Origin of the sequence: Streptomyces sp. NPDC093591 (genome assembly GCF_044764885.1) — a bacterium.
In the GTDB taxonomy this organism is placed as follows: domain Bacteria; phylum Actinomycetota; class Actinomycetes; order Streptomycetales; family Streptomycetaceae; genus Streptomyces.
In genome coordinates, this window is the sequence record NZ_JBIWIY010000032.1 from 21477 (window position 1) to 34517 (window position 13041).

Sequence of the window (13041 nt, forward strand, 5' to 3'; positions counted from 1 at the left end):
GCGGAAGCCGGCTCGCGGATCAGCCGGAGCGGGGATGAGCCAGGTCAGGCCATAGCGGAGCCATCCGGTCGCGGATGCCGCTACCTCGTGCGCAGCGATCTCGTTGGTTGAGAATTCACCTACCGAGGTAGATCAAGTAAGGCTCACCTAAGTATAGTGGTCGAGCCCTTATTGCCGACATCTGGCGCGCAGGGGCTCAAACCACCCTCTCTCGCATGACAGGACCTCCCATGCGTACGACCCCCCGGGGCGTCTTCGTGGCACTCGCTCTCACTCCGCTGCTCGCAGGCTGTTTCGTGTCCGGCGCAGAAGGATCGGATACGGAAGGCGGGTCGGCCGGTCGGCTGAGGGTCGCGCTCGCCCGGCCGCCGGTGCAGGCACTGTCCCCGTACAGCGACGACGCCACCTTGCTGGGCAAGCTCTCCGTCGTCGAAGGACTCACCGCCCTGGACAAGAACGGCGCCGCCGCGCCCGCGCTGGCGAAGTCCTGGAAGCGGACCAACCCCACGACCTGGACCTTCGAGCTGCGCAAGGCCACCTTCCAGGACGGCACGCAGGTGACCGCCGACGCGGTCGTCAACGCCCTCGACCACGCGGACGCCGCAACGCCCAAGCCCCGCGTCCTCAACGACGTCACCCTCACCGCGAAGGCCGACGACGCCGACACGGTCACCATCAGAACCAAGGCCGCCGACCCGGTGCTCCCGCTGCGCCTGGCCAGCCCCGTGCTGGCCATCCTCTCCGCCAAGGCGTACGCGAAGGACGGCACCGCCAGCCCGATCGGCACCGGAACCGGCCCCTTCAAGGTCACGAAGCTCACCGGCAAGTCCAAGGCCGCGCTCGACCGTTACGACGGTTACTGGGGCGGCAGGGCCAAGGCGCCCGGCATCGACGTCACTTGGATAGCCGACGGCACCGCCCGTGCCAACGCCCTGCGCGGCGGCGACGTCGACATCGCCGAGTGGATCCCCACCGCCCAGGCGAAGCTGCTGGACGCGAGAACCCGTCACGAAGTGCCGTCCGTACGGACCGACAGCCTCGTCCTCAACACCGGCGACGGCCTGTTCACCGACCCGGCGCTGCGCGCGGCGGCCCGTGAGGCCGTGGACGGCTCGGCGCTCGTCGACTCGGTCTTCGGCGGGTACGCCGACCCCGCGCAGGGCCTGTTCGGGCCCGCCGTGTCCTGGGCGGCCGACAAGCGTGTCGAGGTCACCGGCCGCGCCAAGGCCGCGACTTCCGCGCAGGTCAGGTCCAAGACGAAGGGCAAGGTCCTGCGTCTGGCCGCCTTCACCAACCGCGCGGAACTGCCCGAGGCCGCCACCGTGCTGCAGCAGCAGCTGGAGCAGGCCGGGTTCACCGTGAAGCAGGACGTACGCGAGTACACGCAGATGGAGGCCGACCTCCTCGCCGGCAGGTACGACGCCCTCGTCTTCTCCAGGGTGGTGCTCCTCGACACCGGCGACGCGGTCGCCTACCTGGCGAGCGACTACAAGAGCGACGGCGTGTACAACATCGCCCGTCTGAAGGACTCCAAGGTGGACCAGGCCATCAAGTCCGCCGCCGAGGAAGGCGACACGACGAAGCGACAGCAGAAGATCATGGCGGCCGAGGCGCAGGTCCTGCGCACCGACGCCGTCGTCCCGCTGGTCCACGAGAAGGTCGTCCAGGGCATCGCCACCAACGTCGAGGGCGTGCTCCTCGACCCGCGCGAGCGCTCCCTGATCGACGTCGACACCCACCTGAAGTAGCGGCCGATGAGCGTCATGTCGGCCGGTACCGATGCCCGCCCGTCCCGGTGGCGCGCGGGCCTCGGCCGCCTCGTCGCCGGGGCCGCGCTGCTGACGGCCGTGGCCATGCTGCCCTGGCTGTCCGGCAACGACCCCGCCCTGACGGTCCTGCGGGCCCGTTCCGCCGACCAGGATCCGAATCCGGAGCAGCTGGCTGCGGTGCGGGAGCAACTGGGGCTGGACGAGGGACCGTTCACACATCTCGCGCACTGGCTGGGCGGGTTGCCACAGGGCGACGCGGGCACTTCCTGGGTGTCAGGTGAGGCGGTGCTGCCCCAGGTGACGAGCGCATTCGCGGTCTCCGTCACGCTGATGCTCGGGGCGCTCGTCGTCACCATCGTGGTCGCCGCGCTGGTCAGTGCCCGCACCCTGTATCTCGGCTCCCGGCGACGACTGCACCGGGGGACAGGGGCCATCGGCGTCGGCGTCCTCGCGGCGCTGCCCAAGTTCCTGCTCGCCTCACTCCTCGCCACCGTGTGCGGGGTGTGGCTGGGCTGGTTCCCGTCCAGCGGGTGGGAGGGGCCGACGTCGATGGTGCTGCCCTCGCTCGCCCTCGGGGTTCCGTCCGGGGCGATGATCGGCGGTCTGCTCGACCAGTCGCTCCCCGCCGCCTTCAACGAACCGTGGGCCCGGACCTGGCACGCCTACGGATTCGCACCCCACCACGTCGCCCGGCACGCGCTGCGCCGCGCGCTGGCCGGTGTCCTCCCGCAACTCCTGCCGACCGTCGTGGGGTTGGTCGGCGGTGCCGTCGCGGTGGAGAAGATCTTCAACATTCCCGGGCTCGGCCGCCTCGCCCTGGACGCCGCCATCGCCCAGGACCTCCCGCCCCTGCAGACCGCGACACTCGCCCTCATCCTGCTCGGCGTCGTCGCGGGCCTCCTCATCCAGGCCCTGCGCCGCGCCCTGCTCGGCCCAGCCCTGCGGGACGGAGCCCTGCCCGCCCTGCACGCACCGGCCGCTGCCCGAGGGCGCTTCACCCGCTGGGCCGCCCTGGCCTGCGCCCTCGCCCTGCTCACTCTCGTCACCGCCGGACTGCTCCGTGATCCCCTCCACGTGGACACCGCGGCCCGACTGCTCCCGCCCTCAGCCGCACACCCATTGGGCACGGATGCGCTCGGCCGCGATCTGCTCGCCCGCCTCGGCCACGGCGCGCTGCGCACCGTGGGCGCGGCCCTCGCGGTGACCGCGGTGTGCACGCTCACCGGGCTGCTGCTCGGCATGGCGGCACAGGTCGGCGCGGGGCTCACGGAAGTGGTGTCGACGATGCCCGCAGTCCTCGCCGGAATGCTGACCACGGCGGTGACCGGCCCGTCGGCCTCGGGTGCCGCCCTCGCGGTCTGCCTGGTCGGCTGGACGCCCTACGCCGCCCAGGCCGCGGCCCTGCTCGAACAGGAACGGGCCAGCGGCCACATGCTCGCCTCCCTCTCCTTCGGCGCCGGTCCGGGCTACCTCCTCCGCCACCACCTGCTCCCCGCCGTACTGCCCCCCGTCCTGCGCAACGCCCTCCTGCGCCTGCCCACCACCGTCCTCGTACTGGCCTCCCTCGGCTTCCTCGGTCTGGGCGAACAGCCGCCCACCGCCGAGTGGGGCCGCCTCCTGTCGGAGAACCAGCCGTACGCGGAACTGGCGCCCTGGACCGTACTCGGCCCGGCCTGCGCACTCGTCCTGCTCTCCGTCCTCGCCCTCTCCGGCACGGACGCCGCGGCTGTGCGCGGCCCGGCGTCGGTCCGGGGCCGGATGTCCCGTTGGTCCCGTAGGAGGGGTGTGCAGGGGGAGGACAAGGTCAGTACCGGGCGAACTGAACCCCGGTCGGTTGTATGACGCCGCCACATCGCGGTCCCGGTGACAGGCCCGCATGCGCCGCCGCAGGTCCCCGGCCTCACCGGCGCCCGATCCGCACCAGCACGGGCAGGTGGTCACCGGGGGTGAAGTGATGCTTGTGACACCCACTCTGATGGCCTGTCAGACACAGACATGGGGCGTCGACCGGCACTGACCTCATTTGACCCGCAGGACGTCGAGGGCCGTGAGTGCCACGTGCAGTTCGGTGCGCTGTTCGCCGGACTCGAGGTCGCAGTCGAGGATCCTCTCGATGGCGCGCAGTCGTTGGTAGACGGTCTCGCGGGACAGGCCGCCGGAGCGGGCGGCCACCGTCTTGTTGCCTGCCGCGTCCAGGTAGTGGCGCAGGGTGGTCAGCAGGTCCGTGCCGTGGCGGGCGTCGTGGTCGGCGAGTCGGCCGAGCCGGCGTTCGGCGTAGTCCTGGATCCGGGTGTCGTCGCGGAGTGCGTAGAGAAGGCGACGCAGGCCGATGTCGGACCGTTCGTGGTAGGAGCGGTCCGGCGGGAGCGGCCGGCCGGGCTCGGTGGCTTCGGCGACGCGGGTCGCCTCACGGAAGGAGCGGGCGACGGCGGGTAGGTCTGCCGCCTCGCTGCCCGTGCTCACCGTTGTCCCGGGAACCAGGTCGAGTGCGGTGCGGCTCAGGTGCTCGACGACGGGTCGCCACGGTTGATCGGGGCGCAGGGACAGGAGGATGCCGAGGCGGGTCGGTGCGAGGAGGCCGACGAGGGCCTGTGTTCCCTTCTTCTTCAGCTCCTCGGAGAGGAGTTCCTCGGCCTTGGTCGTGTCGTCCTCGCCGGGGACGTCTGCGAGTACGGCGATGAAGCGGGAGTCCGCCGTGGGCAGGCCCAGCGCGGCGATCCGGGCCTCGGCGTCGGCGGGCGAACGGTGGCGCTGTTCGACGAGGTCGCGCAGCACGCCGCGGTGTGCTGCGCGTTCCCACGGCGTGGGGTGGGTGAGACGGGCGATGGTGAGGGCCATCGCGGTTCTCTCCAGGACCGTGACGGCTTCCGGACCGAACGGGCCGAAGGCCGAGTGAGGGGCCGGGCCGGACGGGGGCGGGAGCATGGCCACCCTGCCCCAGCGTTCGCCCTGGTACTCGACGGGCGCCACGAGCCAGCCCTCGGGGCCGGAGACGGTGGTGTGGTCGGCGGGCGGTGTCGCTCGGGAGCGCTGTTCCCAGGAGGTGAGCGCCGCCTCGGCCGTGTCACCGGAAGGCTCGCAGACGAGTGCCTGGTGGACCAGGTTCTCCAGTACGACGGTGTGGCCGCTCATCTCGGCGGCGGCGCGTACGACGTCCTCGGGCCCTGCGCCGCGCAGGGTGAGCGCGGTGAACGCCTCGTGGACGCGCTGGGTCCGTCGCATCACCTCGGCCTGGTTGCCGAGGATGAACGCGTGGACGACCTGGGTGACCTCCAGGAAGTTGACGTCCTTGGCCAGGGTGACGAGGGGCAGGCCGCGGGCCTCGCAGGCGTGGACCAGGGCGTCGGGAGGGCGGTGGTAGCGGCGGACCAGCTCGATGACCAGGGCCGCCGCGCCGATGTCGGCGAGTTCGTCGACGTAACGGCGTACGCCCGCCGGCTCCTCGGGCAGAGGCATCCCGGTGGTCAGGACGAGTTCGCCGCCCTTCAGGAAGGAGGCGGGGTCGGTCAGTTCGGTGATGTGGACCCAGCGGACGGGGCGGTCGAGCCGGGACAAGCCGGTGACCACCTGCGGCTGTCCGGCGGCCAGGACGGGAAGGGCCAGCACGTCGGCCACGGTGAGCGGGCGGCCGGCGGTGTTCACCTCGCGGCCCGGCACGCAGGGGGCGGGGCCGTCGGCGCCCGGCCCTGGAGCCGTGGGGTGGTTCTCGCTCACGGTGCCTCCATGGGGGGTCCCGGCTCCGATGAAGCCACAGAGCTCGGGGAAGTGCCCCGTCACTCTGACAAGCGTCGCTGACCTGCGCAAGAGCTCGGAGACGGCAGCTACGAGGCGGAGGGGCGGGGTGGAGGGCCCGGCGCGGCTGACACAACGTCCGGATCTCGCGTCCCGGCCGGACAGATCGCGCGTTGGCGCGGCCCTGGTCCGCCGAGATGCTCGTCAGAACGCAGCACAACCGCAGCACAACCGCAGCAGAACACCAGCAGAACACCAGCAGAACCGCAGCAGACCGAACACCGAGGCCGGGAGACGAACATGACCGCACTGTCGCCGCACCTTCGCCAGGCCACGCCCGTGGTGGCGGCCCGGGGCGAGGGCGTCCACCTCTTCGACCAGGACGGCCGCCGCTACCTCGACTTCACCGCCGGTATCGGCGTCACCAGCACCGGTCACTGCCACCCCAAGGTCGTCGCGGCGGCACAGGAGCAGGTGGGCACGCTGATCCACGGCCAGTACACGACGGTCATGCACCAGCCCCTCCGCCAGCTGGTCGACAAGCTCGGCGAGGTGCTGCCGTCCGGCCTGGACAGCCTGTTCTTCACCAACTCCGGCAGCGAGGCGGTCGAGGCCGCCCTGCGGCTGGCCCGCCAGGCCACCGGCCGCCCGAACGTCATCGTCTGCCACGGCGGCTTCCACGGCCGTACGGTCGCCGCCGCCTCCATGACGACCTCCGGAACCCGCTTCCGGTCCGGCTTCTCCCCGCTGATGAGCGGTGTCGTCGTCACTCCGTTCCCCTCGGCGTACCGGTACGGCTGGGACGAGGAGACCGCGACCCGCTTCGCCCTGAAGGAGCTGGACTACACCCTCCAGACGATCTCCTCGCCCGCCGACACGGCCGCCATCATCGTCGAGCCGGTGCTGGGTGAGGGCGGATACGTCCCCGCGAACCGCGCCTTCATGGAGGGGCTGCGGGAGCGGGCGGACCGCCACGGCTTCCTGCTGATCCTCGACGAGGTGCAGACGGGCGTCGGCCGCACGGGCCGCTTCTGGGGGCACGACCACTTCGGGGTCACGCCCGACATCCTCGTCACCGCCAAGGGCCTGGCCAGCGGGTTCCCGCTGTCCGGCATCGCCGCCTCCGAGGAGCTGATGACCAAGGCGTGGCCCGGCTCGCAGGGCGGTACGTACGGCGCCAACGCCGTCGCCTGCGCCGCGGCCTGCGCGACCCTGGACGTCGTACGCGACGAGAAGCTCGTCGAGAACGCCGAGGCGATGGGCGAGCGGCTGCGCCAGGGCCTGGAGGCGGTGGCCGACCGCACGCCGGGCATCGGCGACGTGCGCGGCCTCGGCCTCATGCTGGCCACCGAGTTCGTCACCGAGGACGGCAGCCCCGACCCCGAGACCGCCGCCCGCGTCCAGCGCGCCGCCATCGACGAGGGCCTGCTCCTGCTGTTGTGCGGCGCCTGGAACCAGGTCGTACGCATGATCCCGGCGCTCGTCATCGACGAGACGGCGGTCGACGAGGGTCTCCAGGCATGGGCGACCGCCGTCGAGGCCGGCACATCGGGAGCGGCAGGGCGATGACGGACACCACCACGGCCCTGGAGCCGCTGGTCGCGCGGCTCGCCGAGACCGCTCCCGGCCTGCGGGTGGAGACCGGCCCTGGCTCCACCGGCCTCTACGCCTACGACGCCTCCAACTATCGGGTCCCGCCGCGGGCCGTGGTCTTTCCCCGCAGCGCCGACGACGTCGTCGCGGTGCTGCGGGCCTGCCGCGAGGCACATGTTCCGGTCACCGCGCGCGGCGGCGGCACCAGCATGGCGGGCAACGCGGTCGGGCCGGGCGTCGTCCTGGACTTCTCCCGGTACATGAACCGGATCCTGGACATCGACCCGACCGCGCGCACCGCGCGCGTCGAGGCCGGAGTGATCCTGGACGCGCTGCGTAGCGCGACCGCACTGCACGGACTCACCTTCGGCCCCGACCCGTCCTCGCACAGCCGCTGCACCCTCGGCGGCATGATCGGCAACGACGCCTGCGGCAACCGGTCGGTGCGGCACGGGCGCACGAGCAGCCACATCGAGGCGCTGGAGATCGTGACGGCCGACGGCGTGCGGGCCGTCGCCGACCGGACCGGACTGCGGGCCGCCGACCCGGAGGACAGGGACGCCGTCCAGCGTGTCGCAGGTCTGGAAGCGGACGTGCGCCGCATGGTCGACGCCAACCTGGCGTCGATCCGAACCGAGCTGGGCCGCATCCCGCGCCAGGTCTCCGGTTACCAGCTGCACCACCTGCTGCCCGAGCACGGCTTCGACATGGCCCGCGCACTGGTGGGCACCGAGGGCTCCTGTGCGGTCGTCACCGCCGCGACGGTCCGCCTGGTGGCGACCGCACAGGCTTCCACCCTCCTCACCCTCGGCTACGACGACGTGGTCGACGCCGCCGAGGACGTCCCCGAGATCCTGCGCCGGCACCCCACGGCCGTGGAGGGCATGGACGAGGCGATCGTCGCCACCATGCGCGCCCGGCGCGGCCCGGACTCCGTCACCGGACTCCCCGAGGGCCGTGCCTGGCTGTACGTCGAGCTCGACGGCGATGACCAGGCGGCCGTCGACGCCCGCGCCGACGAACTGCTGGAGGTGCTCAAGGCCCGGGGCCGGATGACCGGCGGGCGGGTCGTGCACAGCCCGGCCGAGCGGCGCTCGCTGTGGCGGGTCCGTGAGGACGGGGCGGGACTCGCGGCTCGTCTCGTGGACGGCGGGGAGTCCTGGCCCGGCTGGGAGGACGCGGCCGTCGCGCCCGAGGACCTGGCCGCCTACCTGCGGGACTTCCGCAAGCTGCTGGCCGCCCACGGGCTGACCGGTGTGCTGTACGGGCACTTCGGCGCAGGCTGCGTCCACGTACGCATCGACTTCGACCTCGCCACGGACAGAGGGCGGGATGCCACCCGCCGGTTCCTCTCCGAAGCCGCTGCCCTGGTCGTCGAGCACGGCGGAACCCTGTCGGGCGAACACGGCGACGGACGGGCCCGAGGCGAGCTGCTGGAGGTCATGTACAGCCACCGCATGATCCGGGCGTTCACCGCCTTCAAGGAGATCTTCGACCCCGAGGGGCTGCTCAACCCCGGCGTCATCGTGGCCCCGGCCCGCCTCGACGCCGACCTCGCGCTGCACACACCCTCTGACGTGCTGCCCGTCGAGACCCTCTTCTCCTTCCCGCACGACGAGGACGGCTTCGCGGGCGCGGTACGCCGCTGCGTCGGCGTCGGCCGCTGCCGCAGCGACGCGGGCGGCGTGATGTGCCCCAGCTACCGGGCCACGGGGGAGGAGAACGACTCCACGCGGGGCCGGGCCCGGCTCCTTCAGGAGATGGTGCGGGGCGGGACCGTCCAGGACGGCTGGCGCTCGACCGAGGTCAAGGACGCCCTCGATCTGTGTCTGTCCTGCAAGGCGTGCTCCAGCGACTGTCCGGTCGGCGTCGACATGGCCACGTACAAGGCGGAGTTCCTGCACCAGCATTACAAGGGCCGGGTCAGACCCCGCTCCCACTACTCCCTGGGCTGGCTGCCCCTGACGTCCAAGCTCGCCGGATACGCGGCCCGCCCGGTGAACGCGCTGCTGCGCGGCCCGCTCGGGAAGCTGCTCGCGCGCCTCGGCGGCGTGACCACGAAACGCCGGATCCCGGCCTTCGCCTCCCGGTACGCGCTGCGCCGCGCGCTGCGCACGGCGAGGACCGGCGAACCGGCGAAGACGCTGCTCTTCGTGGACAGCTTCACCCGCGCCTTCCGCCCCGAGGTGGCCGGGGCCGCGAGCCGCGTACTCGCCGACGCCGGCATCCCCTGCACGGCGGAGGACGACCTGTGCTGTGGCCTGACCTGGGTGAGCACCGGACAGCTGTCCCGCGCGCGCCGCATCATGGCCCGCACGGTCGCCCGCCTGGACAACGGAGACGACCGGCCCATCGTCGTGGCCGAGCCGAGCTGTGCCGCAGCGCTCAAGCGTGACGTGCCCGAACTCCTCGGCACCGACGCCGCGCGGCGCGTCGCGGCCCGCGTCCACACCCTCACCGGAGCCCTGACCGACCTCGCCACCCCCGGCTGGGCGCCCCCGGAGCTGCCGGACAACGTGGTCCTGCAGACCCACTGCCACGAGTACGCCACCTTCAAGGGCCGTCACCCCCGCGACCTGCTCGGCCGCCTCGGCGTACGCAAGATCGACGAGGCCGAGGGCTGCTGCGGACTCGCCGGCAACTTCGGCTTCGAGGAACAGCACTACGACACCTCGATGGCCGTCGCCGACCTCGCCCTGCGGCCGCGTCTCGACGACGTGGACCCCCATACCCCGGCCGTCGTCGTGGCCGACGGCTTCAGCTGCGCCACCCAGATCGACCACCTCGCCGGAGACCGGGGCATCCGCGCCCTGCACCTCGCGGAACTGCTCGACCCCGCCGCCGACCGGCCCGGACAACCAGGAGAGAACTCATGACCGACACACCCACGCAGTTGTTCATCGGCGGCGCCTGGGTGGACGCCGCGGACGGTGCCACCATGCCCGTCGACGACCCTGCCACCGGCGAGGTCCTCTGCCACGTGGCCGACGCCGGCTCCAAGGACGCCAAGCTGGCCGAGGAAGCGGCCGTGCAGGCGCAGGCAGAGTGGGCCCGTACGGCGCCCCGAGTGCGCAGCGAGATCCTGCGCCGCGCCTACGAGATCATCATCGAGCGCACCGACGAACTCGCCCACCTGATGACGGCCGAGATGGGCAAGCCGCTGGCCGAGGCCAGGGGAGAGGTGGCGTACGCGGCGGAGTTCTTCCGCTGGTTCTCCGAGGAGGCCGTCCGTATCGACGGCGGCCTCGCCACCCTGCCGGACGGCCGCAACCGCATGCTGCTCTCCCGCCGTCCCGTCGGTCCCTGCCTGCTGATCACCCCGTGGAACTTCCCGCTGGCGATGGGCACCCGCAAGATCGGCCCGGCGATCGCGGCCGGCTGCACGATGGTGCTCAAGCCGGCCCCGCAGACCCCTCTCTCCAGCCTGGCCCTCGCCGCGATCCTCAAGGAGGCCGGGCTGCCGGACGGCGTGCTGAACGTCGTCACCACCTCCCGTGCGGGGGAGGTGTGCGAACCGCTCCTGCGCGGCGGGCGGATTCGCAAGCTTTCCTTCACCGGTTCCACGGCCGTGGGGCAGCTGCTGCTCGCCCAGAGCGCGGAGGCGGTCGTACGGACCTCGATGGAGCTGGGCGGGAACGCGCCGTTCGTCGTCTTCGAGGACGCCGACCTGGACAAGGCCGTGGACGGGGCGATGGTCGCCAAGATGCGCAACATGGGTGAGGCGTGCACGGCCGCCAACCGCTTCTTCGTGCACCGCTCGGTGGCGGAGGAGTTCGGGCGGCGCCTGGCCGAGCGGATGGACGCGCTGGTCGTCGGTCCGGGCACCCGGGACGGCGTCGACGTCGGCCCGCTGATCGACAGGAGGGGACGCGCCAAGGTGGAGGAGCTGGTCGCCGACGCGGTCGAGCGCGGGGCGCAGGTGCTCGTCGGCGGCCGTACACCCGAAGGCCCCGGCTGCTTCTACCCACCGACCGTGCTGGCCGATGTCGATCCCGGCAGCCGCCTGATGGACACGGAGATCTTCGGCCCCGTCGCCGCGATCCTCACCTTCGACGACGAGGACGAGGTGATCCGCCGGGCCAACGACACCCCCTGGGGCCTGGTCGGCTACGTCTTCACCGAGGGCCTCGACCGTGCCCTGCGGGTGAGTGAGCGGCTGGAGGTGGGCATGGTGGGGCTGAACACGGGTCTCGTGTCCAACCCGGCCGCACCCTTCGGCGGCGTCAAGCAGTCGGGGCTGGGCCGCGAGGGCGGCCGGGTGGGGATCGACGAGTTCCTCGAGTACCAGTACCTCGCGGTGCCCGTGAGCTGACGGCGGTCATGCCCTGACCGCGCCGCAGCACGCACCGTGACGGGCCTCACCCGTGCCCGGTTTTCCACGCCGCCGGGCACGGGTGGGCCGCGGCTACCGATTCTTCGAGTCCAGGAAAGGAAAACATGTCGCTCCTGAAGACCATCGACACCAATCCCTCCTTCGCGCCGCACGAGTCCGGCCCGCTCCCGGAACGTCTGGTGTCGGGCGACCCCGCGTTCATGACCTGGCCCCAGGACGTCGCCCGCGGGGAGATGATCCATACGGGAGTCTGGGAAGCGACGCCCGGCGAGACGCGCTCGATCAAGGGCGAGACTTTTGAGTTCTGCCACATCCTCGCCGGCACCGTCGAACTCACGCCGGACGGTGGCGAGCCGGTGGTCTACAAGGCCGGCGACAGCTTTGTCATGAAGCCGGGCTTCGTCGGTGTCTGGAAGACCATCGAAACCGTGCGCAAGATCTACGTGATCGTGAAGTGACGCCGGGAGCGCCGTCAGGCCAGATGCCGGGCGGTGATCTCCGCCGCCGTCTCGGCGACCAGTCGGCCAAGCTCGGACAGTCGGCCGGGCTCGAAGCGGGAGTCGGGCAGGGAGACGGCCACGGCGGCCAGGGGTGTGTCCTCACCGTCGAGCACGGGTGCCGCGATCGCGCAGACCCCCTGCAGGTACTGGTTGTGGTTGACGGCGTAGCCACGCTCTCTCACGCGGCGGAGCTCCGCGCGCAGTTCTCCGGGGTCGGTGATGGTCTCCTCGCCGTAACCCTCCAGCGTCCCCGCGGTGACCTCTTCTATCTCGGACTTCCCCAGATGGGCGAGGACGGCGTTCCCGGCGGCCGTGGCGTGCAGGGGCGAGGTGTCGCCGATGGCGTGGAAGGTGCGTACGGCGTGGTCGCAGTCGACGCGGTCGACGACGACCATGCCTTGCAGGGCGTCCGGCACCGACAGGTGGATGGTCTCGTTCAGTGCGTCGCGGAGCCGGATCATGGGTTCACGGGCTGCGGCGAAGAGGCTGGAGCCCTGTAGGGCGGCGGGTCGTACGGCCAGGACGCGGGCGCCGATCTCCCAGCGGGTGGTGTCCTTGCGGTTCGCCCGCAGCCAGCCCGCCTCGTTGAGGGTGACCAGGGTGCGCTGCACGGTGGACTTCGGCAACCCGAAAATCCTCGTCAACTCCCCGACGGTCACGGGTTGATGTCTGGCGACTGCCTCCAGAACCCGGAGCGACCTGGTGACGCTCTTCATTTCCATTCGATGCCCCCTCGGACCTGCGGATCCCTGGTTCTCATTGCCTCTTGACTCCAGCACGGAGTCACGGTCAGCATCTGTGCCGGATTCCAGCATAGCGTGCCACGATGTGGAACGCGGCAGGAGTCGGTCGATCAGTGGACCGTCCCTGAGGTGTGCCGGGGTCCCGATTCCCCGCGGCGATGGACAGCGGTAGGGCTTTGACCGGGCCCGCCGTGCCGCGTGGTGCGGCCGCCCTGTGCCCGACCTTCCCCCGGTCGGGCACAGGGCGGTGGCTGCCGTGACACAAGGCTGAGGGTCGGGGGGGGGGGGGGGGGGGGGGGGGGGGGGGGGGGGCGGGGCGGGGGGGGGGGGGGGGGGGGGGGGGGGGGGGGGGGGGGGGGGGGGGGGGGGTA

At 71.9% G+C, this 13041-nt stretch carries 8 protein-coding genes; 6 read left to right on the plus strand and 2 right to left on the minus strand.

The window, feature by feature from the left end; genetic code table 11:
• Positions 1 to 230 precede the first annotated feature (230 nt).
• Both ACIREI_RS44150 and ACIREI_RS44155 read left to right on the plus strand, forming a co-directional pair.
• Positions 231 to 1748: an ABC transporter substrate-binding protein gene (locus ACIREI_RS44150; protein ID WP_403345834.1), complete on the plus strand. Its 1518-nt coding sequence runs from the start codon at positions 231 to 233 to the stop codon at positions 1746 to 1748.
• Between the two features lie 6 nt (positions 1749 to 1754).
• Positions 1755 to 3611 carry an ABC transporter permease subunit gene (locus tag ACIREI_RS44155; protein ID WP_403345836.1) on the plus strand — a complete coding sequence of 619 codons (1857 nt, stop codon included), beginning with the start codon at positions 1755 to 1757 and terminating at the stop codon, positions 3609 to 3611.
• A 177-nt stretch (positions 3612 to 3788) separates the two neighbouring features.
• Here the strand turns inward: ACIREI_RS44155 and ACIREI_RS44160 are convergent, their stop codons facing one another.
• Positions 3789 to 5483: a PucR family transcriptional regulator gene (locus ACIREI_RS44160; RefSeq protein WP_403345838.1), complete on the minus strand. Its 1695-nt coding sequence runs from the start codon at positions 5481 to 5483 to the stop codon at positions 3789 to 3791.
• A gap of 318 nt (positions 5484 to 5801) precedes the next feature.
• Here ACIREI_RS44160 and ACIREI_RS44165 point away from each other — a divergent pair, with 318 nt between their 5' ends.
• The 4 genes from ACIREI_RS44165 (at position 5802) to ACIREI_RS44180 (ending at position 11885) form a co-directional block, all read left to right on the plus strand.
• Entirely contained in the window at positions 5802 to 7070 is a 1269-nt protein-coding gene (locus tag ACIREI_RS44165) for an aspartate aminotransferase family protein (RefSeq protein ID WP_403345840.1), read from the plus strand.
• Entirely contained in the window at positions 7067 to 9970 is a 2904-nt protein-coding gene (locus ACIREI_RS44170; RefSeq protein WP_403345842.1) for an FAD-binding and (Fe-S)-binding domain-containing protein, read from the plus strand. Before ACIREI_RS44165 ends, ACIREI_RS44170 begins: the two co-directional genes overlap by 4 nt.
• Complete coding sequence (locus tag ACIREI_RS44175; protein ID WP_403345844.1) at positions 9967 to 11406, plus strand: NAD-dependent succinate-semialdehyde dehydrogenase; 1440 nt, start codon at positions 9967 to 9969, stop codon at positions 11404 to 11406. The genes ACIREI_RS44170 and ACIREI_RS44175 overlap by 4 nt, the downstream gene beginning before the upstream one ends.
• 125 nt (positions 11407 to 11531) lie before the next feature.
• Positions 11532 to 11885, plus strand: a complete 354-nt coding sequence (locus ACIREI_RS44180) for a cupin domain-containing protein (RefSeq protein ID WP_403345846.1) — start codon at positions 11532 to 11534, stop codon at positions 11883 to 11885.
• A gap of 14 nt (positions 11886 to 11899) precedes the next feature.
• Here ACIREI_RS44180 and ACIREI_RS44185 read toward each other — a convergent pair whose 3' ends face one another.
• The gene (locus ACIREI_RS44185) at positions 11900 to 12643 is read right to left on the minus strand and encodes an IclR family transcriptional regulator (protein ID WP_403345920.1); all 744 of its coding nucleotides are present in this window, start codon (positions 12641 to 12643) and stop codon (positions 11900 to 11902) included.
• Positions 12644 to 13041: the final 398 nt, after the last annotated feature.

What these genes read in the sequence shown, in the direction of transcription:
- ACIREI_RS44150 (WP_403345834.1), top strand. Translation starts at nt 231, where the DNA reads ATGCGTACGACCCCCCGGGGCGTCTTCGTGGCACTCGCTCTCACTCCG.
- ACIREI_RS44155 (WP_403345836.1), top strand. Translation starts at nt 1,755, where the DNA reads ATGAGCGTCATGTCGGCCGGTACCGATGCCCGCCCGTCCCGGTGGCGC.
- ACIREI_RS44165 (WP_403345840.1), top strand. Translation starts at nt 5,802, where the DNA reads ATGACCGCACTGTCGCCGCACCTTCGCCAGGCCACGCCCGTGGTGGCG.
- ACIREI_RS44170 (WP_403345842.1), top strand. Translation starts at nt 7,067, where the DNA reads ATGACGGACACCACCACGGCCCTGGAGCCGCTGGTCGCGCGGCTCGCC.
- ACIREI_RS44175 (WP_403345844.1), top strand. Translation starts at nt 9,967, where the DNA reads ATGACCGACACACCCACGCAGTTGTTCATCGGCGGCGCCTGGGTGGAC.
- ACIREI_RS44180 (WP_403345846.1), top strand. Translation starts at nt 11,532, where the DNA reads ATGTCGCTCCTGAAGACCATCGACACCAATCCCTCCTTCGCGCCGCAC.
- ACIREI_RS44185 (WP_403345920.1), bottom strand. Translation starts at nt 12,643, where the DNA reads ATGAAGAGCGTCACCAGGTCGCTCCGGGTTCTGGAGGCAGTCGCCAGA.